This window comes from Caldalkalibacillus salinus (assembly GCF_016745835.1).
In the GTDB taxonomy this organism is placed as follows: domain Bacteria; phylum Bacillota; class Bacilli; order Caldalkalibacillales; family JCM-10596; genus Caldalkalibacillus_A; species Caldalkalibacillus_A salinus.
In genome coordinates this window covers 142,769-169,744 of record NZ_JAERVL010000006.1, presented here as the reverse complement: position 1 = coordinate 169,744, position 26,976 = coordinate 142,769, and the positions used below count along the sequence as shown (strand labels likewise).

The 26,976-nt window shown below is 46.0% G+C and carries 23 protein-coding genes; 21 read left to right on the top strand and 2 right to left on the bottom strand.

Going from position 1 to position 26,976, the window contains the following annotated elements; all coding sequences use genetic code 11:
- The first annotated feature begins 20 nt into the window (after positions 1-20).
- Positions 21-1,070, top strand: coding sequence for an N-acetylglucosamine kinase (locus JKM87_RS06705; protein WP_202079299.1), 1,050 nt, complete (start codon positions 21-23; stop codon positions 1,068-1,070).
- Positions 1,051-2,337, top strand: a complete 1,287-nt coding sequence (locus JKM87_RS06700) for an exo-beta-N-acetylmuramidase NamZ family protein (RefSeq protein ID WP_202079298.1) — start codon at positions 1,051-1,053, stop codon at positions 2,335-2,337. Before JKM87_RS06705 ends, JKM87_RS06700 begins: the two co-directional genes overlap by 20 nt.
- A 105-nt stretch (positions 2,338-2,442) precedes the next feature.
- Here the strand turns inward: JKM87_RS06700 and JKM87_RS06695 are convergent, their stop codons facing one another.
- Entirely contained in the window at positions 2,443-3,966 is a 1,524-nt protein-coding gene (locus JKM87_RS06695; protein WP_202079296.1) for a gluconokinase, read from the bottom strand.
- Between the two features lie 158 nt (positions 3,967-4,124).
- Here JKM87_RS06695 and JKM87_RS06690 point away from each other — a divergent pair, with 158 nt between their 5' ends.
- From JKM87_RS06690 to JKM87_RS06620, 15 genes are all read left to right on the top strand, one after another.
- The gene (locus JKM87_RS06690) at positions 4,125-4,880 is read left to right on the top strand and encodes an IclR family transcriptional regulator (RefSeq protein WP_202079294.1); all 756 of its coding nucleotides are present in this window, start codon (positions 4,125-4,127) and stop codon (positions 4,878-4,880) included.
- Between the two features lie 149 nt (positions 4,881-5,029).
- On the top strand, positions 5,030-6,082 hold the full coding sequence (locus JKM87_RS06685) for a TRAP transporter substrate-binding protein (RefSeq protein WP_202079292.1): 1,053 nt from the start codon (positions 5,030-5,032) through the stop codon (positions 6,080-6,082).
- 298 nt (positions 6,083-6,380) lie between these two features.
- A complete protein-coding gene (locus JKM87_RS06680) occupies positions 6,381-6,971 on the top strand; it encodes a TRAP transporter small permease (protein ID WP_202079289.1) in 591 nt (196 codons plus the stop codon).
- Between the two features lies 1 nt (position 6,972).
- A complete protein-coding gene (locus JKM87_RS06675) occupies positions 6,973-8,274 on the top strand; it encodes a TRAP transporter large permease (RefSeq protein WP_202079287.1) in 1,302 nt (433 codons plus the stop codon).
- Between the two features lie 134 nt (positions 8,275-8,408).
- Positions 8,409-9,557 (top strand): galactonate dehydratase, encoded by a 1,149-nt coding sequence (dgoD, locus tag JKM87_RS06670; RefSeq protein WP_202079285.1) that lies wholly within the window; start codon positions 8,409-8,411, stop codon positions 9,555-9,557.
- A 9-nt stretch (positions 9,558-9,566) separates the two neighbouring features.
- Positions 9,567-10,463: an AEC family transporter gene (locus JKM87_RS06665; RefSeq protein WP_202079283.1), complete on the top strand. Its 897-nt coding sequence runs from the start codon at positions 9,567-9,569 to the stop codon at positions 10,461-10,463.
- Between the two features lie 42 nt (positions 10,464-10,505).
- Entirely contained in the window at positions 10,506-11,483 is a 978-nt protein-coding gene (locus tag JKM87_RS06660; protein ID WP_202079281.1) for an NAD(P)-dependent oxidoreductase, read from the top strand.
- Between the two features lie 308 nt (positions 11,484-11,791).
- Positions 11,792-12,616 carry a M55 family metallopeptidase gene (locus tag JKM87_RS06655; protein WP_202079279.1) on the top strand — a complete coding sequence of 275 codons (825 nt, stop codon included), beginning with the start codon at positions 11,792-11,794 and terminating at the stop codon, positions 12,614-12,616.
- 16 nt (positions 12,617-12,632) lie between these two features.
- Positions 12,633-13,562 (top strand): ABC transporter permease subunit, encoded by a 930-nt coding sequence (locus tag JKM87_RS06650; RefSeq protein WP_202079277.1) that lies wholly within the window; start codon positions 12,633-12,635, stop codon positions 13,560-13,562.
- Between the two features lie 2 nt (positions 13,563-13,564).
- On the top strand, positions 13,565-14,521 hold the full coding sequence (locus tag JKM87_RS06645) for an ABC transporter permease (RefSeq protein ID WP_202079275.1): 957 nt from the start codon (positions 13,565-13,567) through the stop codon (positions 14,519-14,521).
- 6 nt (positions 14,522-14,527) lie between these two features.
- Positions 14,528-15,556 carry an oligopeptide/dipeptide ABC transporter ATP-binding protein gene (locus tag JKM87_RS06640; protein WP_202079273.1) on the top strand — a complete coding sequence of 343 codons (1,029 nt, stop codon included), beginning with the start codon at positions 14,528-14,530 and terminating at the stop codon, positions 15,554-15,556.
- A 49-nt stretch (positions 15,557-15,605) separates the two neighbouring features.
- Positions 15,606-17,267 (top strand): peptide ABC transporter substrate-binding protein, encoded by a 1,662-nt coding sequence (locus tag JKM87_RS06635; RefSeq protein ID WP_202079271.1) that lies wholly within the window; start codon positions 15,606-15,608, stop codon positions 17,265-17,267.
- Between the two features lie 76 nt (positions 17,268-17,343).
- Positions 17,344-18,318 (top strand): S66 peptidase family protein, encoded by a 975-nt coding sequence (locus JKM87_RS06630; protein ID WP_202079269.1) that lies wholly within the window; start codon positions 17,344-17,346, stop codon positions 18,316-18,318.
- A gap of 48 nt (positions 18,319-18,366) precedes the next feature.
- Positions 18,367-19,356, top strand: coding sequence for a C40 family peptidase (locus JKM87_RS06625; RefSeq protein WP_336885141.1), 990 nt, complete (start codon positions 18,367-18,369; stop codon positions 19,354-19,356).
- A 49-nt stretch (positions 19,357-19,405) separates the two neighbouring features.
- On the top strand, positions 19,406-20,416 hold the full coding sequence (locus tag JKM87_RS06620) for an ABC transporter ATP-binding protein (protein ID WP_202079267.1): 1,011 nt from the start codon (positions 19,406-19,408) through the stop codon (positions 20,414-20,416).
- A gap of 155 nt (positions 20,417-20,571) precedes the next feature.
- Here the strand turns inward: JKM87_RS06620 and JKM87_RS06615 are convergent, their stop codons facing one another.
- Positions 20,572-22,176: a SpoIID/LytB domain-containing protein gene (locus tag JKM87_RS06615; RefSeq protein WP_202079265.1), complete on the bottom strand. Its 1,605-nt coding sequence runs from the start codon at positions 22,174-22,176 to the stop codon at positions 20,572-20,574.
- A 267-nt stretch (positions 22,177-22,443) separates the two neighbouring features.
- On the opposite strand from JKM87_RS06615, the gene murQ reads away from it, so the two are divergent.
- The 4 genes from murQ to JKM87_RS06595 all read left to right on the top strand — a co-directional run bounded on the left by murQ (position 22,444) and on the right by JKM87_RS06595 (position 26,975).
- Positions 22,444-23,391 carry an N-acetylmuramic acid 6-phosphate etherase gene (murQ, locus tag JKM87_RS06610; RefSeq protein ID WP_236838650.1) on the top strand — a complete coding sequence of 316 codons (948 nt, stop codon included), beginning with the start codon at positions 22,444-22,446 and terminating at the stop codon, positions 23,389-23,391.
- Positions 23,378-24,436: a serine hydrolase domain-containing protein gene (locus JKM87_RS06605; protein WP_202079263.1), complete on the top strand. Its 1,059-nt coding sequence runs from the start codon at positions 23,378-23,380 to the stop codon at positions 24,434-24,436. Before murQ ends, JKM87_RS06605 begins: the two co-directional genes overlap by 14 nt.
- Positions 24,437-24,469: 33 nt before the next feature.
- On the top strand, positions 24,470-25,816 hold the full coding sequence (locus JKM87_RS06600; RefSeq protein ID WP_202079261.1) for a sugar ABC transporter substrate-binding protein: 1,347 nt from the start codon (positions 24,470-24,472) through the stop codon (positions 25,814-25,816).
- Between the two features lie 205 nt (positions 25,817-26,021).
- The gene (locus JKM87_RS06595; protein WP_202079259.1) at positions 26,022-26,975 is read left to right on the top strand and encodes a carbohydrate ABC transporter permease; all 954 of its coding nucleotides are present in this window, start codon (positions 26,022-26,024) and stop codon (positions 26,973-26,975) included.
- Position 26,976: the final 1 nt, after the last annotated feature.

Sequence of the window (26,976 nt, the reverse complement as noted above, 5' to 3'; positions counted from 1 at the left end):
AATAAAGGAGCTGGAGATAAATGGTTGCACAAATCGCACATCAGATGCGTCAGACAGTTGTCATGGGAATAGATGGTGGAGGGACAAAAACGGAAGGGTGGCTCGTTGATGGCCAAGGCCAATTGCTAGCCTCGGCTACTGTCGGAGGCTCAAATTTAAATGGTGGGGAGGTCGAACGTGTACAGCTTGACTTAGAGGGATTATTGCGACAGTTGAAGAGTCAATCCCCGCAAGTATTTATGGCGTTATCCCATGTTTTTGGAGGATTTGCCGGTGCGACGCAAGGGGATGTGACATTACGTCTTACCGCCATTTTAGAAAAGCAGCTCCCTCATCAGGTCAAAATATATGTCGGTCATGATGCCGTCAATGCATTATATTCAGGTACAAAAGGTGAACCAGGTGTCGTTCACATCGCAGGGACTGGATCCGTGGCCTATGGTATTAATGAGCAAGGGCATGAGCAGAAGATAGGGGGTTGGGGCTATATTCTTGGAGATCCGGGAAGTGGTTTCGCCATTGGCAAAGCGGCCTGTCAGTCTATATTAGCTACTCACGAGGGAAGTGGTCCACAGACGGAACTAACGGGCCTCATTTTGAATGATATAGGTCTAAATACGGTAAAAGAACTGATTCCCTATCTTTATGAAACGGGGCAAACGAGAACACGCGTCTCACGTTTGGCCAAGCAAGTGTTTCACGCTGCTGAAGCGGGTGACCGTGTGGCAGAGCTTATACTCGAACAGGCAGGGCTGGATGCTGCACAAGAGATCAAGACCGTAATAAACATGCTTTATGTACAAGGGCCACACGATGGACAGAAGGACGTCACACGTCCGCTAGTGCCTGTCGTACTTGCAGGTGGTGTATACACCCATGCCAAGTGGTTGCTGCCAAGTCTTAAAAAAGGTTTATCTGATTTGCCTTTTGATCTCAAGTTCATCACGCCCTCCTTGCCCCCAGTGGCTGGAGCGGTGTACGCCGCTTTCCGCAAAGCGAATAAGCCTGTGCCCGAAATCACTGAGATAACTGAACAGAGGAGTATCAAACATGCAAAAAAGGAGTCATGAGGACAGAGTCCAACCGTCGAGAATGGATAGCGAACAACAGCGTACGAGTGTAGATGTCAAACGACGTAACGATAATGAGGGGCCTGCCGTTCGAACAGGACTGCAACGGCTCCTAGACAAGGACGCGCATAACGAACGTGAAGCCAGACTGTATGAAGAGTTGAGGCGTAAAAAAATAGGCTTGATCATGAATCACACCTCAGTGGATGATCAACTTAAGCTAAGCGTTGACCGATTATTAGCACAAGGGTATGAAGTGGTGGCTCTCTTTGCTCCCGAACACGGCATTCGCGGACAGAAGCCAGCTGGGGCGCATGTCAAACATCACATCGACCCCATCACCCAAATACCGGTGTATAGTCTGTATGGTCAAACGAAGCAACCGACAACGGAAATGCTAGAAGACCTTGATTGTCTCATCTACGATATCCAGGATTTGGGTGTGCGTTATTATACCTACATTTACACACTCATCCTAGCCATGAAAGCGGCGAGTGAAAATGCGCTCTCCTTCGTGGTCTTAGATCGCCCTAACCCCGTTACAGGTACTCAGATAGAAGGGAATCGTATCAATCCTGCCTTCGACTCATTCGTTGGGGGTTATCACCTTCCTATACGTCATGGTTTGACTGTAGGTGAACTTGCAAGGTATATGCATGCTCATCTTCAATTGCGTTGTGATTTAAGCGTGATCCCTATGGAGGGATGGTGCCGCAGGGATTGGTACGACCAAACCGGCCTTCCCTGGACGATGCCTTCACCAAACGCCACAGGCCTGGACATGGCCCTATTATATGCTGGTACTTGTTTGTTTGAAGGCACAAACGTGTCAGAGGGCAGAGGCACGACCAAACCGTTTGAGTGGATTGGTGCACCATGGATTACAGCCCAAGAGTGGAAGGAAGCGTTAGACACATACAAACTGGAAGGGGTACAGTTTCGTCCTGTAGCCTTTCAGCCGACTACATCCAAATATCAAGACGCGTTATGCAGTGGTGTACATGTCCATATCAGTGATAGAGAACGTATGCATCCAACGCGGGTAGGGCTAACCATGCTAGAGACCTTGAGTGCGCTGTACCCGCAGCATTTTAAATGGCAAGACCCGATTAAAAACCGATATTTTATTGACTTATTACTTGGGACTGACCAAGTAAGGAAAAGCCTAAACGCTAAACGACCTGTACAAGCGTGGCTAGCGGAAGAAGAAGTCAGCTTAACGTCTTATATGGAAGAAACGAAACCATACCAATTATACGAGTCATAAAAAAATCAGACACACGAGGTGTCTGATTCGAAATTAAAATATGATAGACTCATACTCTTATAGCACAAGGCGATGTCATCAATCAATCACACCGAATATCGCTCGTTATACCTCGTGTTCTGACTGATGCAACGCTTGGAAAGATGGTTGCAACGCCTTCACTGCTTGCTCATAAATCGGGTATAAGCGTTTATAAGTCTGGTGTTGTTCATGATTCGGAGAACAACTCACACGCATCGGAATAAAAGCCTTTATCGCTTCTAGAGATGGCGCTTCTCCTAGGGCCATCATCGCTAACCATGCTGCGCCCCAAGCTGAGCTTTGGTGGCTCTCAGGAACCTTAACTTCCTGTTCAAACACATCAGCAAGTATCTGTAGCCATAAGTGAGATCTAGCAAATCCGCCACTCGCATAGATATGGTTAGAGCGTCCCGACAGTCTTTCCAGCGATTGGGCGACATGGTATAAGCTGAAGATAACCCCCTCTAAACCGGCGCGTACCATGTGTGCTTTCTGATGTCTCAGCGTGAGTCCAATAAAAGAACCCTTAGCCTGTGCATCCCATATAGGGGCTCTTTCACCGTTAAGGTAGGGGAGGAATAGCAGATTCTCTGCACCAGCAGGAACGTCTGCAGCCAACTTTGTTAACAGATCATAAGGACTGAGGCCTTTTTCCTCCGCCAGCTGTACTTCCTGCTCCCCTAGCAATTCTTTTAACCACCGCAAGACAATCCCGCCGTTATTCGTGGGACCCCCTAGAATCCACTTGTCTTCTGTGAATGCATAACAGAACGTTTCTTGTAAAGCATCGACATGAGGCTGTGAAGCGAATCGACGAATGGCCCCGCTTGTACCGACCGTCATCGCCACATCCCCATCGGTAATGGCCCCATTTCCTAAGTTTGCCAGGGGACCGTCACTAGACCCGATCACAATAGGCAGGTCAAGGGGGAGGCCGATTTTCCTGGCGACGTCCGATTGAAGTCCCTGATAAGTATGAGTTGGTGAGACAGGGCGTGACAGCTGCTCTTCGCTAATGCCGGCAATGTTGAGGGCTTCACTCGACCACGTTAACCGATGGACATCGAATAGTCCTGTGGCCGAAGCGATCGCATAATCTACATCCGTACGACCAAACCACTGCCATAACAGATACTCTTTGATAGACAGGAACTTATGCGCCTTCATATACGGCTCATAATGGTTGTCTTTCATCCATTTTAATTTTGTGAGCGGGGACATAGGGTGTATAGGTGTACCCGTTTGTATATAGATGTCCTTTGCATGTGTTTTGATTTCTTCTGTCTGCGCCTGACTGCGGCCATCAGCCCATATGATAGAAGGAGACAGCGCTTTACCATCCTGATCGACACAAATGAGAGAATGCATAGCAGAAGAGAGACCCACGGCTAGGATGTCATCCGCAGGGTAACGCGTGACAATATGCCCGAGCACTTTCTCAGCAGCTTGGACGATCTGATCCGGGTTTTGTTCAGCCCAAGAAGGATGCGGGTGGTGCAGGGGATAGGTTTCTTCCACATCTGTGACCACATGGCCATCGTAAGTAAATAAAACCGCTTTTGCACTTGTCGTTCCTAAATCTAAACCGATTACGTATTTTTTGCTCATCGTCATCACCTGTATGTCTAATATGTTGTGTATTGTGATCGCTTACACAGATAAGCGATAGATCGTTCTAAAAATCGTCATTTCTTGTTTCCCTATACGAGCAAACCCTGTATGATTAAACATAAACATAGGAGTTGAGACAGGGAGTTGTTGAGAACATGAATACCGTACAATCCATTGATCGTGCAGTCGCCATTCTCAAAATTTTATCCGATGCGCCAACAGGGTTGAGTGTCACAGATATCGCTAAGAAACTTGGACTAGCTAAAAGTACCACCCATCGTCTGTTAAACGCCTTGTTACATCATAACATAGTGAAGCAAGACACACACACTCAACATTATTCACTAGGGTTATACTTGTTCACGCTAGCTTCTTCTGTATTTGAAGAGCTCAGTATCCGTGAAGTGGCCAGGCCGCACCTAGAACGATTGTGTCATAAAACGAATGAAGTGGTGCATTTATGTATCCAAGATCACTTAGACGTTTTATATATTGATAAAATTGAAAGTAACAGCACAATACGTATTTACTCAAAAATTGGGAGAAGAACCATGTTCCACTGTACAAGCGCAGGAAAAGCTCTATTAGCAGGTATGGAAGATCAAGCCCTTAAGCAATTGGTATTAAACTATAAGCTGCAACCGTTTACAGATGATACGATCACGGACCCTCTTAAACTGATCAAGGAAATAAAGGAGGTCAGGTCTCAGGGCTACGCCTTGGATAATATGGAGCACGTGGAGGGAGTGAGATGTATTGGGGCACCTATCTATAACCATGAAGGGCAAGTAGTGGCCTCCTTCAGCCTTTCGGGGCCTTCGGAGCGGATGGACACAGATAGAATAGCAAATGAACTGGTGCCCATTGTGATTGAGACGAGTCAAAATATTTCCAAGCTATTAGGCTATTAAAAATAATTGACACGTCTAATAGAATGCTTTATTCTTGTTGTAACCGCTTTTACGGAACGCTGTTCCATGATTTGGAACCAGTAACCATCTTTTTTTGGAAGTGTGTGGTAGCGGTTACATTCTAAAGAAAGAAATAGGGGGAAAATCTTATGACAAAGAAATTATTTTCATTTGTACTCGGTTTGACTCTCGTACTCACATTAGCCGCTTGCGGTAGTAGTGAGACAACGGGGAATGAAGAGACAGAAGGTAGCAACGAAAGCGCATCCAATGGTGATGTCAAAACCATCCGTGCAGGTATTGGCCTAAATGATGAGCATCCACAGTACAAAGGATTATTAAAGTTTAAAGAAATTGTGGAAGCAGAAACAGACGGACAAATTGAAGTAGAGACGTACCACAGTGGTCAGCTCGGTGATGATCGTACCATGATGGAAAACTTACAGTTCGGTTCTCAGGAAGTGACCATCCCATCTACAGCACCAATCGCAAACTTTGTGCCTGAGTTTAGCGTCTTCGACTTCCCATTCCTTTTCCCAAATGAAGAAGTGGCGGACGAAGTGTTAGATGGACCAGTTGGGGATGAACTCTTAGAAAAATTAGAAGACCAAGATCTCGTCGGTCTCGCGTACTGGGAGAACGGTTTCCGTAACCTGACAAACGATAAAAGAGCAGTAGCGTCAGCAGATGATTTCGACGGATTGGTCATCCGTACAATGGAGAATGATCTACACTTAGATGCCTTCAAGGCGCTAGGGGCTTCTCCAACGCCAATGGCCTTTACTGAACTGTATGCGGCTATGCAACAGGGGACGGTTGATGGACAAGAGAATCCATTCGCCACGATTTACCTACAGAAGTACCATGAAGTACAAAAACATGTCTCTGATACAAATCATGTCTATAGCCCGTTCGTTTTCTTAATGAGTAAGTCTTTCTATGATGGACTAACAGAAGAACAACAAGAGATTGTGCGTGAGGCAGCGCTTGAAGCGAGAGACTACCAGCGTGAATTGAATCGTGAAGCGAATGCACAATACCTCCAAGATCTAGAGGAGGAAGGCATGACAGTGACGCGTATTTCTGACGAGGATCGCGAAGAGATGAAAAACATTGTTCAGCCTGTCATTGATGAGTACGCTGAAGAAATCGGTCAAGATCTAGTGGACCGCGTGTACGAAGCGATTGAAAATGCTCAGTAGTCACATCATGGTTAACGCTCACATCTTAGCCATGTTAACACGATAAGAAAGTCTAATGAGGAGGCTTACAAGAGCCTAATTTTATGAGGATTGTAAGCCTTCTCATTTTCCTTTGATAAACAAGCACTTTTAAGCAGAAATAAGAAAAACAAAAGTGTAGGGTCACCCCGGATGTAAATTTGGTTAGAGATAGGGGGATATAGTTTTGTTTTTCTTACTTCACCAAACTTCACCATTTATCACTCATCAAGAGGATACACCAGAGGGGCCATAGGCTCGGAGAGGAGGGCTTTATCACATGGATAAGTTAGGATCAGTTTTGAATGGACAAAACATATTTAAGGGATTAAAGCACATTTTAAAATGGCTAGATGATCACTTAGAGGAAGTATTTCTCGTTGTTTTTAGCAGTATTATGGTCACGGTCATCTTTCTACAAGTGGTCATGCGCCAATTTGGGAATTCACTATCTTGGACTGAAGAACTAGCCAGGTACTGCTTCATATGGCTTGTCTATATTGGGATTAGTTACGGGGTGAAAAAGCAAAAACATATTAAAGTTGACGTTTTACTTTTAGCCCTTAAAGGCAAGGCCAAATTGATTCTTTATATCACTGCGAATCTATTATTCTTTGTCTTCTGTCTGTTCGTCATCAAGTATGGGTCAGAGATTTCAATGAAATTACTAGAATTCGGGCAGAAGTCTCCAGCGAATAAAATACCGATGGGGCTTGTCTATTTGGCCACACCAATTGGCATGGGCTTAGCAGCCATTCGCCTTATACAACAGCTGATTATTCAGTTTAAAGCCTTATTCGGTAAGGGCGACTTCGATGTCAAAACGGAAAGAGATAAAATCGTAGAGGATAAAGTGGAAGGAGGAGACTAGGATGACGGCAGCCGTATTGTTTTTATCATTTTTTATCTTTTTACTGCTTAGTGTGCCCATCGGCATTTCCATAGGCTTATCTGTATTAGTCACCATATTTGTCACCGGCGCTATACCGATCGATTTCTTAATGAGAGAGCTTGTCACCTCAGTGGACTCCTTTCCTCTCATGGCCGTTCCATTCTTTATTTTAGCAGGCGAGATCATGGGACGGGGAGGCATTTCGGAGCGACTGTTCCGCGTAGCTAATGCCCTCGTAGGGAATAAAACGGGCGGCTTTGCAATAGCCACGATTATTACTTGTATGTTTTTTGCTGCTATATCAGGTTCAGGGCCTGCCACGGTAGCGGCCATCGGTTCCATAATGATACCGGCTATGGTGCGCCAAGGTTATGACGTTAAGTTTGCTACGGTCACCGTGGCAGCTGCAGGCTCCCTCGGCGTCATTATACCACCGAGCATTCCCATGGTCATCTATGGTGTTGTCGGAGGCCAATCCCCCGGTGAAATGTTCATCGCCGGTATTATTCCAGGGATTGTCGTTGGTTTATCCCTGATGATTTGGGCTTATATTTACTCCAAGAAAAAAGGATTTACTGGTAACGGAGAGAAGACATCTATTGTTAAGATTCTAAGGGAAGTATATGAAGCTAAATGGGCGCTGCTCATCCCGATTATAATCTTAGGGGGGATCTATGGCGGGGTCTTCACACCGACGGAAGCGGCTGTGATCGCCGTGGTTTACGGATTAGTGGCAGGATTATTCCTATACCGTGAACTTAAAGCGAGAGAGATTCCGAGCGTCCTCATCAATGCTGCGACCACCACGGCGTCCGTATTGGTCATCGTCGGGACAGCGACAGCGTTTGGACGTTTCTTAACGATCGAACAGATTCCAACCCAAGTGGCACAGTTCATGATGGGCCTTTCTGACAACCCCATTGTCATCATACTACTCATTAACTTGTTATTGTTAATCGTGGGGACCTTTATGGATACACTAGCGGCTATCATTATCCTGACGCCCATATTACTACCGATAGCCATAGAACTAGGGTTTCATCCGATACACTTTGGTATTATCATGGTGGTTAACTTAGCCATCGGGTTTATTACGCCACCATTAGGCGTCAACTTATTCGTAGGTTCGGGCATATCGGGCGTATCGATAGAAAAGTTATCTAAAGCGATAATTCCATACTTTGTCACCATGATTATTACGCTCTTGTTTGTCACGTATTGGCCGGAAATGTCTCTCTATCTCGTAGAGGTGATGAAAGAGTTCCGCGCCGGACTAGAATAGAAAGCGTCCATTTTTTAATAGTTTTAGAATAGAGGAGGGTAGATAACGTATCTACCTTTCCTCTATTACCATATAACGAAACACCGTTCCTTATAAAGGAACAACAGACTGAATAATGTAGAGGAGTGACAGCAGTGAAAATCAGATCGATCGAGACGTTTATTGTGCCACCAAGATGGTTGTTCTTAAAAATCACAACGGATGAGGGGATTGAAGGTTGGGGAGAACCTGTTGTGGAAGGGAGAGCACACACCGTTCAAGCGGCGGTTGAGGAATTAAGTGACTACCTGATAGATCAGGATCCCCTACGTATAGAGGACTTGTGGCAAACGATGTACCGCGCCGGTTTTTATCGTGGCGGACCGATCCTGATGAGTGCCATTGCCGGCATAGATCAAGCATTATGGGACATCAAAGGAAAATATTTTAATGCACCCGTCTACCAATTATTAGGGGGCGCTTGTCGTGATGCGATTAAAGTCTATTCTTGGATTGGTGGGGATCGTCCTAGTGACGTGGGCCAAGCAGCAAAAGCAGTCGTCGAGAAAGGGTTCACAGCCGTCAAAATGAACAGTACAGAAGAACTCCAATACGTGGATTCCTACGATAAAATCGATGCCACTGTGGAGAGGATTGCAGCCGTACGTGAGGCTGTAGGAAAGGATATCGGGATTGGGATTGATTTTCATGGTCGCGTGCACAAGCCAATGGCCAAGATTCTAGCTAAGGAGCTTGAACCGTATCGCCCGATGTTCATTGAGGAACCGGTGTTGCCCGAGAACAATGAAGCCTTAAAGGACATCGCCGCACATACAAATATACCTATAGCTACAGGTGAGCGTATGTACTCTCGTTGGGATTTTAAAGGGGTGCTGGCCGACGGTTACGTTGATGTCATTCAACCGGACCTATCCCACGCGGGGGGTATTACTGAATGTAAAAAGATTTTTTCTATGGCCGAAGCGTATGACGTGGCGGTTGCCCCTCACTGTCCATTAGGGCCTATCGCTTTAGCTGCCTGTTTACAAGTCGATGCCACAGCACATAACGCCTTCATACAGGAGCAAAGCCTAGGTATCCATTATAACCAAGGGTCTGATCTACTCGATTACCTCAGTGACCCGTCTGTATTCGCTTATGAGGACGGTTATGTGCGTATCCCTCAGGGGCCAGGCTTAGGCATTAATATTAACGAGGAGCAAGTCAGAAAAATGGCTGCTGAAGGCCATAGATGGCGCAATCCTGTATGGCGACATCGAGATGGCTCCATCGCCGAATGGTAAGGTGCACACATGGACATTTTTATACAAGTCGTACTGCCTGTCATCCTGATTTTTTTGACAGGGTACAGCGTACAAAAGTGGAAAAACATTGACATCAAATCGATTTCGACGGTCGCGATCTATATTTTAACGCCGTGCCTCGTATTTCGGACATTTTATCAAACAGAGCTAAATTTTGAGTACGTACAGATTATTATCTTTTCGTTAATCCTTTTATTTTCTATTATTCTAATTAACAAAATCTACGCGAGTATTAGGCGGTTTTCACAATCGATTGAAAGTGGGCTTGTGCTCTCCACTGCTTTTATGAACTCTGGCAATTACGGTGCCCCGATCGTTTTATTCGCTTTTGGGGAGCAGGGCTTTGCCTATTCCGTCCTGTTCTTGGTACTGCAAGCCATCATTATGAATTTCTTCGGCGTTTACTATGCAGCGAGAGGGCAGGCGGGGATCAAAATGGCACTCGTCTCTGTCATGAAAATGCCAGCCACGTATGCTGTTATCATCGCCCTGATCTTACAATGGACAGGCCTAGCCATGCCCGATAATCTCTTCATGGCAGTCGATCTGGTCGCCGAAGCCACCATTCCTGTGGTTATGCTGATATTGGGTATGCAGTTGGCCGAGATTAAATTGCAGAAATTAAATTTTGAACATATTAGTTTCGGTGTGATCGTGCGGATGGTTATATCTCCGCTCATCGCCTTTGCTATTTTACAATACATGACCCTCGATCCTTTACTTGCAAAAGTATTACTCGTCTCTGCCGCCATGCCATCTGCTGCAACAACCGTGATGTATGCGGTCCAATTTGAGTCCGAGCCTGACCTCGTGTCCACGGTGACGCTCGTGACAACGATTGTCAGTGTAGCTACGATAACAGTATTGCTTATGTTACTAGGTTAGATCGAGGTGTCATCACCATGCAACAGAGAAAGGAAGAGCCAAGTGAGTCAATTTAAAGTTGTTGTAACCGATTATGAGTATGCCACCTTAGACCCGGAAAAAGAGGTGTTAGAGAACATTGGGGCTGAAATAGTACCGGCCCAATGTCGAACAGAAGAGGAAGTCATTGCCGCTGCCAAAGATGCAGACGGTATCATTAACCAATACGCTCCAATCACCCGCCGTGTAATTGAACAGCTCGACCGTTGCAAAGTCATCGCACGTTATGGCATTGGTGTAGATACCATTGATATTAAAGCGGCAACTGAAAAAGGTATTGCTGTAGGTAATGTGACTGATTACTGCCTCGATGAGGTATCTGATCATGCCTTGGCTTTACTGATGAGCGCCGCACGTAAAGTGACAGTATTAGACAGAGCCGTGAAACAAGGGACATGGGACTATAAAGTGGGGACCCCGATCTTTCGCTTGAGAGATCGCACGTTGGGCTTAGTCGGCTTCGGCAAGATTCCGCAACAACTTGCTCAGAAAGCGCAAGCGCTGGGGTTGAATGTGATCGCCTATGATCCGTACATGTCGCCCGACATTGCCCAAGAAAAAAAGGTCACGCTCGTCTCACTTGATGAACTGAGTGCCCAATCTGATTTTATCTCCGTGCATGCGCCATTACTTGAAAGTACGAGAGGGATGATCAGTCAACCACAATTTGAATTAATGAAATCCGAGGCTATTCTCATCAATACTTCTAGGGGTCCTGTTGTGGATGAAGATGCATTGATTGCAGCGTTACAGCAGAATAAGATTGCTGGGGCCGCACTCGATGTGCTTGAACAAGAGCCCGTCCCGGCTGACCATCCTTTTCTAAGTATGGACCAGGTGATTTTAAATCCTCACGTCGCTTGGTATGCCGAAGAATCTGAAAGAGAACTGAAACGTAAAACAGCCCAAAATGTGGCGGATACCTTAACAGGTGGTCTACCTCACTATCTCGTAAACAAAGAACTAAAACCATTAGAATAACGGACGTAGATTATGTCCGTCTAGCAAGTGAAACGACAATAAAGGTCACTCAAAGAGGGAACGCGTATAGTCATACGATCGTTCCCTTTTTTTATGGTGATGTTTCCGTTTGATGTTGTTTCTTCTATCAGTAAACAACAGACATATTCTAGAATCATAGCGACATAGAAATGATACTAAGATTAACATAAAACGATCCTCCTGGGGGAAACAAGCGATACAACCGCCAAGTTTAAGCGAGGACAAAAGTATGCTATAATTATTAATTATCTGAAAAGTATAAAAAGATGAACAAAGGAGGGTCTGATATGAAGCTCTTTTTATCCGTTGATATGGAAGGCATAACGGGATTACCCGATGCGACTTTTGTCGATGCGGCCCAAAGAAACTACGACCGGGGGCGTCAACTGATGACGGATGAAGCGAACCATGTCATCGAGAGCGCATTTCAATACGGTTGTTCTGATGTGATCGTGAATGATAGCCATTCTAAAATGAACAATTTGTATATTGAGGATATACATCGCGAGGCGAAGCTGATCTCAGGAAACGCGAAACCGATGTCCATGGTACAAGGATTAGACCGTACGTGTGATGCTGCGATGTTTATAGGGTATCATGCACGGGCTTCGAAAAAAGGGGTCATGAGTCACACGATGACATTTGGCGTACGCAACATCTTTCTCGACGATGTTGAAGTAGGAGAGCTTGGATTTAACGCTTATGTCGCAGGTTATTATGGTGTCCCTGTACTAATGGTCGCCGGAGATGACCAAACAGCCCAAGAGGCTGAGGCTCTCATTCCCAATGTGACCACGGCTGTCGTCAAAGAACAGCAATCCCGCTCAGCTGCCCTGTGTCTGACACCAGCAAAAACGAGAGAGCTGCTTCAACACAAGACCGAAGAAGCGCTTACGCAACAGGCCAAGGTTCAACCGCTGGTGCCCCCAGATAACCCCTTATTACGTATAGAATACGCCAACTATGGACAGGCCGAGTGGGCTAGCTTAATGCCCGGAACCGCCATTGAAGAGGATACCACGATCGTGAGATATCAAGCAAAGACAGTGATAGACGCTTATCGAGCCATGCTCGTCATGACGGAGTTAGCAATGAAGACAACATTTTGCTAGTAGGGGGGATTGCGGCGTGCTGCGATACATAGGTCAGCGGTTTTTATCTATGGTGGTGACATTATGGGTGATTATGACCCTCACTTTCTTTCTCATGTACGCCATTCCAGGCTCGCCACTGAATCAGGAAAGAAACACCAATGAAGCCGTTCAAGCTAACTTAGAAGCACATTATCATCTCGATAAGCCTGTTCCTGTTCAATATATCTACTATTTACAGAATTTAATCAAATTAGACCTAGGCCCCTCGATCAAACAATCTCAAACGACGGTGAATGAATTATTAGGCAGAGGGTTCCCCGTCTCCTTTGAACTAGGTTTTGTTTCTCTCACCTTAGCTTTGTTTTCAGGTGTTGCTCTAGGTGTGTTCGCCGCTTTAAGGCATAACGGTTTGATAGATTACACCATGATGACCTTAGCAGTATTGGGTATTTCCGTTCCCAACTTTATCCTTGCCACTCTTCTGATTCAGCAGGTGGCGGTCAATTGGGAAATTCTCCCCCCTGCGAGATGGTCTAGCTGGCAACATATGATTCTACCAGCCCTTGCCTTAGGTACAGGTCCTATGGCCATCATTGCACGCTTAACAAGAGCGAGTATGCTGGAGGTGTTAACCCAAGATTACATCCGTACGGCCAGAGCGAAGGGATTGTCCCCTTTTACAATCGTGTGTAAACACGCCCTCCGTAATGCCTTATTACCGGTCGTGACGATTATGGGGAGCTTAGTGGCGGCGGTCTTAACCGGGAGCTTTGTGATAGAGAAAATTTTTGCTATTCCTGGGATGGGAAGATATTTTGTAGAAAGCATCAACAACCGTGATTATCCTGTCATTATGGGGACAACCATCTTTTATAGTGCGCTACTTATTCTAATGCTCTTTATCGTGGATATGATTTACGGCGTGTTAGACCCAAGAATTAAGCTCCACAAGAAGGGAGAGTAGCTATGGCCATTCCTGAGAATCAATTACATACCAAACAAAATCAAGCCGTACCAGATGAATGGTTTGTAAGGAAAGATAAAGATCCTCATGCGGGGGAGAAGATCAAAAGACCTAGCCTCTCCTATTGGGAAGCGGTATGGCTTAATTTAAGGAAAAACAAACTGGCAATGGTTGGACTTATGGTTCTTATTCTACTTATTATTATGGCTATTTTTGGTCCGATGCTTTCTTCGCATCATGTGACTGAACAAACATTAACGAATAGCAATCAACCGCCTTCTAGTACCCATTGGTTTGGAACGGATGATTTGGGACGAGACATGTTTGCTAGAACGTGGTATGGCGCAAGAATTTCACTATTTGTTGGTTTTATGGCCGCTTTAATAGATGGCTTAATCGGGGTCGTATATGGCGGTATTGCAGGCTATAGAGGGGGCCGTACAGACCACATTATGATGCGTGTGGTGGAAGTTTTATACGGGCTTCCATACCTTTTAATGGTGATTTTGCTCATGGTTGTCATGGGACCTGGACTCCTGACTATCATCGTGGCACTCACAGTGACGGGATGGGTTGGTATGGCCAGGATTGTACGAGGACAGGTCTTACAGCTCAAAAATAACGAGTATATCTTAGCATCCAAGACGTTTGGCGCAAAGACTTCTAGAATTATCAGAAAAGGGCTTCTGCCAAACACCATGGGACCTATCATCGTTCAAATGACCCTAACCGTCCCCACCGCAATCTTCGCTGAAGCGTTCCTTAGCTTCTTAGGTTTAGGTGTCCAAGCCCCATTCGCAAGCTGGGGAGTCATGGCTAACGACGCATTATCAACCATACTATCGGGGCATTGGTGGCGTTTGTTCTTTCCAGCCTTCTTTATCTCTTTGACAATGTTTGCGTTTAATGTCTTTGGTGATGGGTTGCAAGATGCACTTGATCCGAAGCTAAGGAGGTGATGTTCAGTGGAACGACTATTAGAAGTGGAACAATTACACGTCTCATTCGATACACATGGAGGAGAAGTGCAGGCTGTTCGCGGTGTCTCGTTTTCTTTAGATAAAGGTGAAACACTGGCCATCGTCGGAGAGAGTGGTTGTGGCAAGAGTGTCACTGCTCAAAGTATTATGCGCCTCATCCCTGAGCCACCCGGTCGGTTCAAATCTGGTACCATCCAATTTAAGGGACAAGAGCTAACACAATTAACAGATGCTCAAATGAGAGGTATTCGGGGGAGAGAGATTTCAATGATCTTTCAAGACCCTATGACCTCTCTCAACCCCACCCTTAGTATCGGTGATCAAATCACCGAAGGGATGATTCGCCACCTTAAAATATCAAAGGCTGAGGCTAACGCTAAAGCGATAGACATGCTCACTCTTGTTGGGATAGCCAATCCGGAAGAAAGATTAAAACAGTATCCTCACCAATTCAGTGGAGGGATGCGCCAACGTATCATGATTGCCATGTCGTTGGTCTGTCAACCAGCGTTGTTGATCGCTGACGAACCCACAACCGCTTTAGATGTGACGATACAGGCCCAAATCATTGATCTTTTTAGAGATTTACAGAAGCAATTTGAAGTGGCTATTATACTGATTACACATGATTTAGGTGTCGTGGCACAAATGGCTGACCGGATTCAGGTGATGTACGCTGGAAAGGTGGTGGAAACTGGAACGAGATACGATTTGTTTGATCGACCACAACATCCGTATACGAAGGGATTACTCTCATCGGTGCCTAGAATGGACGCTAATAAGAACGAACCTCTTATTCCTATTGATGGTACGCCGCCTGACTTGTTTTCTCCACCAAAAGGATGTCCGTTTGTTGATCGTTGTGAGTTTGCTATGGAAGTATGTAAACGTGTTGAACCTCCAGTCACAGACTTGGGTCAAGGTCATACGGTCGCCTGTTGGTTACAAGATGAGAGAGCAAAAAGGGCACTGAGTAAACAAGAGTTAGAATCGTTAGGGATAGGCATAAGTTAGTTCATGATACACACTATATAATTTTTAATGGTAAAAAGGGGGACAAATTATGGAAACGTTAAGGAAATACGGTCTTTTCGTTTTAGCATTAACACTAGTATTTGCGTTAGCGGCATGTACGACGACAGAGGGAGGGACAACACCCGAACCGGATGATGATCAAGGAAGCGGAGATGAGGTCGATGCTTCCGGTGAGAAGGTTTTAGTGCTTAATAATGTGACCGAGCCGACTTCATTAGATCCACCGCAAGGGTTTGATAGTTACTCCTACCATGTGCTCAACAACTTGATGGAAGGCCTCACGCGTTTAGGACCAGATCATGACCCACAAGAAGCCACAGCTGAAAGCTGGGACGTGTCGGAAGATGGTCGTACGTATACGTTCCATATTCGTGAAGATGCAAAGTGGTCCAATGGGGAGCCGGTCACGGCTCACGATTTTGAATATGCATGGAAGAGATTAGCAGACCCTGAAACAGCGTCCCCAGCCGGTTTTCTTACGTACCTGATTGAAGGAGCAGAAGCGTACAATACGGGTGAAGGATCTGCAGATGATATGCAGGTCACGGCGTTAGATGACCAACAACTAGAAGTGACACTAACGAGTCCGCAGAGCTACTTTCTCAGTGTGATCTCAAACCCTGCTTTCTTCCCTGTTCATAAGGATACAGTGAAAGCAGACGAGAATTGGGCAAACAGCGCTGACACATTTGTAAGTAATGGGCCATTTCATATCTCTGATTGGGACCACAATAATGAGTTGAGAATGGTGAGAAGTGACCATTACTGGGATGCAGATACAGTAAAACTTGAGGAAGTTGTATGGCAGATGGTCGATGATCCTAACACGGCTTATCAACTCTATCAGACGGGAGATTTGCACGTTGTAGGGGATACGCTAGGCATTCCAGCTGACATGAGTGAACAACTTTTTGAAGCGGGTGAAGTGGATACGTTTGACCGTTCAGGTGTTTATTTTTATCGTTTTAACCTAGAGATGGAACCTTTCCATAATGAGAATATTCGCAAAGCGTTTGCTTTAGCCGTAGACAGTGAAGCGATCGTAGAGCACGTCACGAAGCAAGGAGAAAAACCGGCCAAAGGATTTGTAGCGTACGGGTTTAATGATCCCGCAGGTGGCGACTTCCGAGACAACGGCGGTGATCTGATAAAATACGACCCAGAGCAAGCGAAGGCCTTGTTAGAACAAGGGATGGAAGAAGAAGGTTATGACACACTCCCTGAAATTACACTCGCTTACAATACGAGCGACTCTCATAGAAGAATTGCAGAAGTGTTAAAGGAAATGTATAGCGAGCATTTAGGTGTAGATGTCACACTGACGAACCAAGAATGGAACGTCTTTCTAGAAGCGCAACGTAATTTGGAATTGCAATTCTCTCGCTCTTCATTCTTAGCTGATTTTGCCGATCCGATTAACTATCTAGAAAGCTTCATAACAGGTAGCTCCATGAACCGGACAGGATGGAGCAACGCAGAATATGATGACTTGATTGCCCAAGCTAAGCAGGAGGCGGACGATGTTAGACGCTACGATCTGATGCATCAAGCGGAAGAGTTACTCTTTGACGAGATGCCATTGTTCCCAATCTATTTCTATAACCAAGCGGTTCTACAAGCGGATGGTGTATCCGGTATTGTAAGTCACCCCGTGGGTTATATGGAGCTCAAATGGGCAGATGTCCAATAACGCCAATGGTGTAAGGTGAAGAAGGGTGTCCATGTGTGGATGGGCATCCTTTCTCGCTATAAAGGGGGAGAAGTAAATGAGTGTCATCAAGCCACAGTCACTACGTCCAGGAGATACGATCGGTATCGTCGCACCGGCTAGTCCACCCGACCTAAAGCGGCTATACATTGGCTGTCAGTTCTACGAGTCCTTGGGTCTTAAAGTGCGATTTGGTCGGTATATCGAGCAGACGTACGGATACTTGGCCGGTTCCGATAAGGAGAGGTTACAGGATTTACACGACATGTTTAAAGATGATGACATCAGAGGCATCTTCTGTGCCTGTGGCGGTTATGGCACGGCTAGGATTGCAGAACATATTGATTATGACTTAATACAGCGTCATCCAAAAGTATTTTTAGGCTATAGTGATATCACGTTTTTACATGTGGCCATTTTTCAACGAACGGGCCTCGTCACCTTTCACGGCCCTATGCCTAGTTCTGACTTGGGATATACCATGCTAGAGGGCCACCCCGTTGTCCATCCGATGACAGAAAAGTATCTCAAACAAATCATGGCTCCCAGGCAAATGAAACATGCGTATTCGGATGCCTTGGATGGCCCCATAGAAACGTCCATTGAGGTGTTAGTAGAAGCGGAGGACATCGTACAGGGAACGATCATGGGTGGTAATTTGTCTTTATTAGTGAGTACTTTAGGGACCCCTTTTGAGGTTGACACCAAGGGTAAAATCCTATTTATAGAAGAGGTTGATGAAGAACCTTACCGGGTTGATAGAATGCTTAATCAGTTACGATTAGCCGGAAAGTTTACGGATGCTGAAGGGATCATCATCGCTGACTTTGCCCATTGTGGCCCCCAAAAAAGAAAACCATCGTTAAGCCTAGAAGAAGTGTTAAGCGATCATCTTCAGAGCGTACGTAAACCGTTGGTGCGTGGATTCCAAGTGGGTCACTGTGAACCGCACATGACGATCCCTATTGGCGTTCAAGCACGGGTAGATACAACAAACGCCACACTGACCATTGAGCCCGGTTTAATAAAATAATGTGATTAACAATATAGTCATCAACGAGAGTGAAGGAGGAATGAAACTTTGAGTCAGACCTTGATCGTACGTGTGCCAGTAGCCACCATGTGGACCGCGCCTTCTTCAGCCCGCAAGACGGACGATAAGGCTATCTCCTACCCCGGAGATATAAGACGGTGGCTAGCGGACATGACGACTGAACAACGCCTACAACTTCACGAGGATAATCTCGTTCAGAGTCAGGTGCTTTATGGACAAGAAGTGCAGTGCATTGAAACTGATGGTGAGTGGGTTCATGTATACGTCCCAGTCCAGCCCACTAGAAAGAAAGAAGAAGGTTACCCCGCGTGGGTGCCAAAGGCCCAACTGGTTGATGCCAGTCAAACGATGAGCAACGTTGGAAGTATAGAGTGTGCAGAGACGCCGGTGGCCATCGTGAAGCAACCGACAGCGTGGTTATACGCTGAGGGTGAGAACGAACCAGTATCGCCTAACATAGTAAACCATTCGCCTACCAAAATAAAGCATCTTGAAGTGAGCTTCCAAACACGTCTCCCCCTTATTGCTGAAGAGGCAGATTGGGTTAAAGTGGACACCCCTCATGGTGAGCGTTGGGTACAACGTCAGGATGTGGACACATACGCCCCGGGTGAACGCCCTAGGGTGAGAAGCTCAGATCTCGTACAGCTGGCCCAAATGTTTTTAGGGTTGCCATACTTATGGGGTGGGATGTCCGGTTTTGGCTTCGATTGCTCTGGCTTTATGTATACACTTCATCGCGCGAGTGGCCTAAACATTCCTCGAGATGCTTCAGACCAAGCCAATAGCGGAGTACCTGTCCCACATGAACAATTACAACCGGGCGATTTACTGTTCTTTGCCTATGAGGAAGGTAAGGGACGTGTTCATCACGTTGGTATGTATGTCGGAGAAGGGCGTATGATCCATGCTCCCAAGACGGGTAAGTCGATTGAAGTGATTCCTTTAGTCGGTACAATATATGAACGTGAACATTGTGCTTCTAGACGTTATATTCATCACGATGTCACATCATGATGTCACATCGTGATGCCATCATTTGAACAGTCAGGGAAGGGGGAGACATATGCAACGCCAAAAACTACTAGAAGTGAAACAACTAAAAAAATATTTCAATATGGACAAAGGCAAAGTGCTACAGGCGGTCGAGGACGTGACCTTTGATATCTATGAAGGAGAAACCTTTGGTTTAGTTGGGGAATCCGGCTGTGGGAAATCAACGCTGGGTAGAACAATCATACGTCTTTATGATCGGACGGAAGGCGATGTCATGTTTAAAGGTAGGAACGTTCACGAAGCACAAGGAGAGGAAAGTAACCGCCTGCACCGTCAGATGCAGATGATCTTCCAGGACCCTTATGCTTCACTCAATCCGAGGGCCACCGTCATGGACAGTATTGCAGAGGGAATGGATGTACAGGGTTTATTCCGGGGAAAAGAACGCAAGCACCGTGTCCACCAACTTTTGCGTGAAGTAGGGCTCGATGCAGAGCATGCGAATCGGTATCCTCACGAGTTTAGTGGGGGGCAGCGTCAAAGAATTGGGATTGCACGTGCCCTCGCCCTAGAACCAGAATTCATCATTGCTGACGAACCTATTTCAGCTCTTGATGTTTCTATTCAGGCGCAGGTCGTCAATCTTCTTCAGACATTACAACAAGAGAAAGGGCTCACCTATTTGTTCATTGCCCATGATTTATCTATGGTGAAGCACATTAGTGATCGTATCGGTGTGATGTACTTGGGGAACATGGTGGAGATGACCGAAAGTGAAGCGTTGTACCGCAATCCGTTGCACCCATATACTCAAGCATTATTATCCGCTATACCCATCCCAGATCCCAGAATCGAGGATCGTCGAGAACGTATTATTTTGGAAGGGGAACTCCCCAGTCCCATTGATCCACCGAGTGGTTGTGTGTTTCGCACACGCTGTCCCGAGGCAATGGATTTGTGTGCGAAAGTGAAACCGGCGCTGCAAGACGTTGGTGGCCATCATAAAGTGGCTTGTCATTTGTATGAGCGGGAAATGATACATACATCAGCACCTAAAGTGACCATCACATCACAAGCCTAAGAGAAGTCTAGAGTCTAGCTATCTATCTAAAAGGAAGACCACGATCATCTGCTACGATCATGGTCTTCCTTTTTAACTTCTCATTCGTTTATCAAAATAAAATAAAGGTGAACAACTAGAACAGGTCAGTTACTGAGCTCAAGGAGCTTACGAAACTACTCATACCACTGTTCAATATCAATGCCACGATAATAATGCTTCAAAATCTCCTCAACAGTGTAGCCTTTCTCAGCCATACCTACAGCGCCAGTTTGAGCCATACCGACACCGTGTCCCCATCCGCCGCCATAGGTGACGAAACCGACCGTTTCTTTAGATGGGCGATCGATAACGGGTTCAATATAGAACAGTGTACTTCTTAACACACTGTGCGTGCCACTACTATTCACATATTTAAGTGCCCAACGTACGCGATCCTTCTGTTCATAGAAAGTCCCGTTCTCCGTCACAAATTCAATTTCTAAAACCCGACCTGAGTTGGAGCGATCCGTGACGTTAATGTCATAGACTTCTCCCACGTCTTGGTTGTAGTAGTCGCTTAATACTTCGGTTATTTCATCCATTGTCCACTCATAGGTCCAACGGTGATACCTAGACCAGTCTGACTCGTAATCTCCATCTTTCTCTGCTCGTAATGACGTCGGATTGGCATGATTTTTAAAGACGTCTAAGGATGGTACGTTGTCTATCGCTTGTCCTCGCTCAGCATCAGGGACGCCACGAAGATAAGGGACCTCGCCTGTGCTCCACACGTCCTCGTTATTTGCAGTGTAGCCCCCACTCGTAGATGAGTACACCGTCGTAATTAATTGTCCATCATACGTGGCGACAACGCCACGTGATTCTTGAACGGCTTGGGTGGAAAGGGGATGCTCTGACTCATAGCCCCCGTATACCTGATCGGAAGGTGTCGGTAGCAAATCATAGCCGTCTTGGGATCGTTTTCCCAAATTGCTTAACGCATACGTACGCGCTGCGATAGCTTGGGCCTTCAGTGCTTCAATTTCACCGTAGGGAACGGGTGGCAGCTCACGAGGAACGACACCGTATAAGTATTCTTCTATCGGTAGTTCATTAATCCCCACCAATGTGCCACTACTATTGAAGGCGACTTCCACTTCACCTCTGTACCGCTGACCATTCATGGTGACCTTTTCTGAATGTGCTGTCACACGTAAGGGATGGGTTGTCGAGACAGCGGTCTCACCTAGCTTTAGTTCGATTTGGCTTTCCCCCTCGGAGATGGTCATTGTTCTCCAAAAGGAGTCAGAACCGCCGAGTCCCTGAGCGATAATCTCATCTCTGAAAGCGACTCTGTCTCCCCAAGATGCGTCGGTTGGAAATTGACCAATGAGGAGTCGCCACCCGTCAAGGTAGGGTTCTACATACGTTGGATGACCTGCCAATTCGGCACGATCTAACCAATCATCCACGTACGCCTTGCTCGTTGTGTACGCCACTTGTAACATGTAGCTCGTTTCAATGGAGGCCGTTGAGGAAAGCTCTACCGTGGTTTCTGAGTTCTCCCCTTCTACTAATACGTCGCCTGTCTCCATATCCACAATCTGATAGGGACCAGAGCTGCCTACCGTAAGAGCTTCCGTGGCTGGTATCACGCCAATTCGAATATCAGGTTCTTCCTGTACTAGTGTCTGCGCTGCTGCACCAGGTGTCCACTGCAAACCACTCAAAATCAGTGCACAGATCAGTACACCCGTTAGGACCAAGGACCATGTGTGAGTTGTCCTTTTTTGATTCATGAGTCAACCTCCTCGTTAAAAATTAATGATCATTCATATCAAAGTGAGCAAAATCTTGCTGCTCAATGCTGCCATCATCCAAGGTGATATACACTGTATTCAACACAAAAATAAAAAACCCTTTTAAATATAGGGCATAAACATTAAAAAAAAATTTCAAAAAAGATTGAAATCAAAGAGGCAACGTTCTATTATAGAATTAAATATCTTAACAATTTTCTGTCACCTAGTGGCGTTGAAATTACCAAGAAGATTGGTCGTGATGGCATGGAGAAGAGAAGAGCAGAACAGCAAGCTGGTGATATGAACGAGGAAGTGTTATATCAACTCACAACAGAACAGATCAATGAAGAGACGAGGCAGTTGGATCAACTTTCAACCAAAGGAATTCTGCAACTGATGAACCAAGAAGATATGAAGATCGCTGAGGCGGTGCAAGACGTCATACCCGACATTGAGAAGGTGACGGAAGGTGTGTTCGCATCCCTCAATCAAGGTGGCAGACTATTTTACGTTGGCGCAGGCACGAGTGGACGTTTAGGTGTTCTAGACGCTTCAGAGTGTCCACCGACTTTTCGTACTTCACATGACATGGTACAGGCTGTGATGGCGGGTGGGAATCATGCCATTTTCGAGGCAGTAGAAGGGGCAGAGGACGACGTTGTAGAGGGCAAACGTGACCTAGAGGCGCGTCAAATCACCCCATTTGATGTGGTCATTGGTATTTCCGCTAGTGGACGTACCCCTTATGTCTTAGGCGCCTTAAAGTATGCCCAAAAGGTGGGGACGAAAGCTTATGCCCTTTCTGCCAATGCGAATGCCCAAATCTCAACCGTTGCTGATGCGGCCATAGAGGTCATTGTCGGGCCGGAGGTGTTAAGCGGCTCAACGCGATTGAAGGCAGCCACCGCTCATAAAATGATCCTTAATATGATTAGCACAACGGTCATGGTCAAGCTTGGTAAGGTATATGAAAACTTGATGGTTGATGTCCATGCGAGTAATCACAAACTTCGTGATAGGGCCATGCGCATTGTCACCAGTGTGACACAAGTATCCGAGCGAGAAGCCGTAGAAGCACTAGAATCCTGTGACTATCAAGTGAAGGTCGCTGTCGTGATGCTCAAGGCAAATGTCTCAGCTCAAGAAGCCAGAGCCCTACTCACTGAAGCAAAGGGGTATGTACGTGAAGCCATCCAACTTGCTGGAGTATAAGCTGTCGACCCTCCTACGGGATGCGATTCAGAAAGGCCTTTTCCCTGGTGGTGTCATGCTCGTAGAACAAGACGGTTACCCTGTGATGCATCAGGCGATGGGAGAGGCGTCAACTTATCCTGAACGACGGGCATTGAGCACCGCGCATATCTTTGACTTGGCCTCATTAACTAAGATTGTCACAACGACCCTGATCCTGATGCTGATACAGGAAGACAAGATCCGTTTACAAACCCCTGTTTTAAAACACCTGAGCTGGCTCGGCAAGGTAGGAGAGGGTGTCACCATTCAACATTTACTCACTCATACATCAGGATATAGGGCTTGGCAACCCTTTTACGTCATACATAAGAACAACAATCATAGCATAGAAGACACGCTCAAATGCATTGAACGAGAAGCAGATCCCGCTACCGACGTGATATATAGCGATGCTAACTTCATCCTGCTTGGCAAGGTCATAGAAGCCATAGAGAAACAAAACCTATCCCAGGTTTTGTATCATCGTTTGGTGCGCCCATTGAACTTGAGTGGTTTACAGTATCGACCATCACACGAGATCACATCACAAATGGTCCCTACGGAGTTTGGTAACCGCATTGAAGCCGAGATGGTAAGTAAAAGAAAGCAATCGTTTGAACATTTTCGTCAGAATGTCATCTGGGGCGAGGTCAATGATGGTAACAGTTATTATTTTTTACAAGGTATAGCCGGGCATGCAGGTCTTTTCGGTACGGCAACAGATGTTGCTGCTATTGCCCGTTTATATATGATGGATAACCCATGGTTGTCGTCGGACATTCAGCAGCTGGCACTAAGAGATTATACTCCGAATGCGTCTGTTGGGAGAGCTTTAGGCTGGGTGTATGACCGAGAGCAAACTGGGGGTTTCTACCACACCGGCTTTACAGGCACATCGGTGTGGGTGGATCCATCCAAAAAGCTAAGTGCAGTCATCATGACAAGTCGATTACATCAGGACAAACCCAAAGACATTAACTCATTTAGAAAAGCATGTCACCAGGTGGTAACGACGTGCCTATGACATGACAAACGGATCAAAAAGGGGGAGCGTAGTATGAAGCAAAAAAGAGGAATGTTGTTGACACTAGTCTTTGTTTTTATCATGTCCTTATTCCTAGGGGCTTGTAGTGGTGATAGTGAACCGGCTGATGGGGAGCCTTCTAACGATGTCGCTGATGGTGACGCTTGGGAAGATTGGTCAGGGACCATTACAGTTTGGGATGGGCCGCGCTGGGCAGATGAAGAGGATAACAAGTATCACTGGCTAGAAGAGAAAAAAGAGGAGTTTGAAGCGATGTACTCGGGGGTTGAGGTTGAAATTGTACAAACCCCTTGGGCCGAAATGGGAGATAATCTAAACGTCGCTATAGCAGGGCATGCCTGGCCTGATATCGCTCCCGTAGATATCAGTGGCGGCGCTGTGAGTATTAATCATATTGAACAAGGTGTTATCGAACCGATGGATGATTTCTATACTGAAGAGGAATTAAATGATTTTTATCCCAATGCGCTAGAGGCGTATATGCACGATGGTCAACTATACGGTGTACCGAATTCTATTAGCGTCCATGCTATGCTACTAAACTTAGATATATTTGAAGAAAAAGGGGTCACTCCCCCTGAAAATGGTCAATGGACGTATGACGAATTTGTAGAAAAAATGAAACAGCTCACGGATGGCGATGTTTACGGTTTTTCCACGTATCTACTACCCGGATACTATGAAGCTTGGCCGTTCTTGTTAATGGACGGTGGGTATCCACTGAGCGATGACTTTACGGAGTATACTTTTGACTCTCCGGAGGCCATCAGTGGCCTGCAAAAATTCATCGACCTCAAATTTGAACATGAGGTGGCGCCAACGGAGATGGGAGGTCCTAACGTAGGTGAGGTTTGGCAAGCTTGGGCTTCAGAGGAACAACGCTCGATTGCGGTACAGCCTTGGGCCACTTGGGCGATCGTCTCCGCTCAAGGTGAAGAGTGGAAGACCAATTTCATGGTGGCAGAGTACCCGACGGGTGATACAGGGGAACCTATCACAATAGGCGGCGTCGGCGGCTGGGTGATGTTTATGCAAGAAGATAATCATAAGCGTCGAATGGTAGCCGAATTCTTAAAGCACATATCAAACACAGAGGAACAATTTACGATGGCTCAGCACTACGGGATTTTCCCAGCGCTACAATCGACGGCAGAGATGGAACCTTTCGCAGACAACCCAGAAATGGCACGTGCCCAGGCATTATCTGAGCAAGCGGTGATGCTACCGCGTCATCCGGAGTGGGCCAGAATAGACGAAGCGATTCAAAAAGAATTACAACTAGCGGCAAATGGGGAAAAAGAACCGGCTGAAGCCTTACAGGATGCACGCCAAGAGGTTGAACGCATTATCGGGGAATAGCGACAGAGATAGAAACAACGAAAACACAGAGCACAAAAAACAAAAAACAGAAAACAGATCACACAAACAATAAAACGAAACACAGTAAACAGTAAACAAAAAACAGTAAACAGAGAACAGCTTTACAGACAGAGTAGAAGCTCTCTTCTTCCTACGAGGAGAAGGGAGCCTTTCTCTATCATTGAAGGAGGAGGCCACGCGTCTTATGTCTGTACAAACCGAATTTGAACACTCAAAGCAAGGCGCTTTATCACACCGTCCACATGGGAAAAAGAAAAGGAAGCGCCCCACGCTCTTACAGGAAATAAAAAAGAACAAAGCGGCTTATTTATTCTTAATGCCTAAGCTCTTATTTTTTACTGTTTTTATGCTCATACCGATATTATGGTCGTTTGTTTTATCCTTTCAGGAGTTTGGGGTCTTTGAAACAACGTGGGTCGGGTTCAAAAACTATGTCGATGTGTTTGAATCTCCACTGTTTCGCACCTCTTTATGGAATACATTCTTATACACAGTTGTCACCGTCCCAGCATTCGTCATAACGGCGCTCATCATCGCCACCATGATTCACCCTTTAGGCAAACTGTCTCAGTCGTTCTTTCGTTCCGCGTTTTACCTGCCGACAGTGACGTCTATGGTCATCATCGCCATGGTGTGGAGATGGATGTATAACTATCGTTTTGGATTATTCAACTATGTGCTCGGATGGTTTGGCATCGAATCGATTGACTGGTTAAATCAAACCGCAACAGCCTTGCCAGCCTTGATGATCATGTCCATTCTCATTCCACCCGGGGCAGGGATCATCATTTATCTCGCAGCGATGAATAACATCAGCCCGACATTATACGAAGCGGCCAAGATCGATGGCGCCAGTCCGTTTCAACGTTGGTGGCGCATCACAGTGCCTTTGATCAAACCCACAACGTTGTATTTGGTCATCCTCAGTACGATTGGCTCTTTCCAAGTGTTTACGCAGATCATTATGATGACGGGCGGTGGGCCGGGTAATGCGACAGAGACCATTGTGCATGTCATTTACAAAACGGCCTTCCGTGACTTTAACTTCGGTCTTGCTTCAGCCCAATCCGTCATTCTGTTTTTCATTATTATGATATTCGCAATTTTTCAATACCGTTGGTTTAGGACAGAGAATTAGG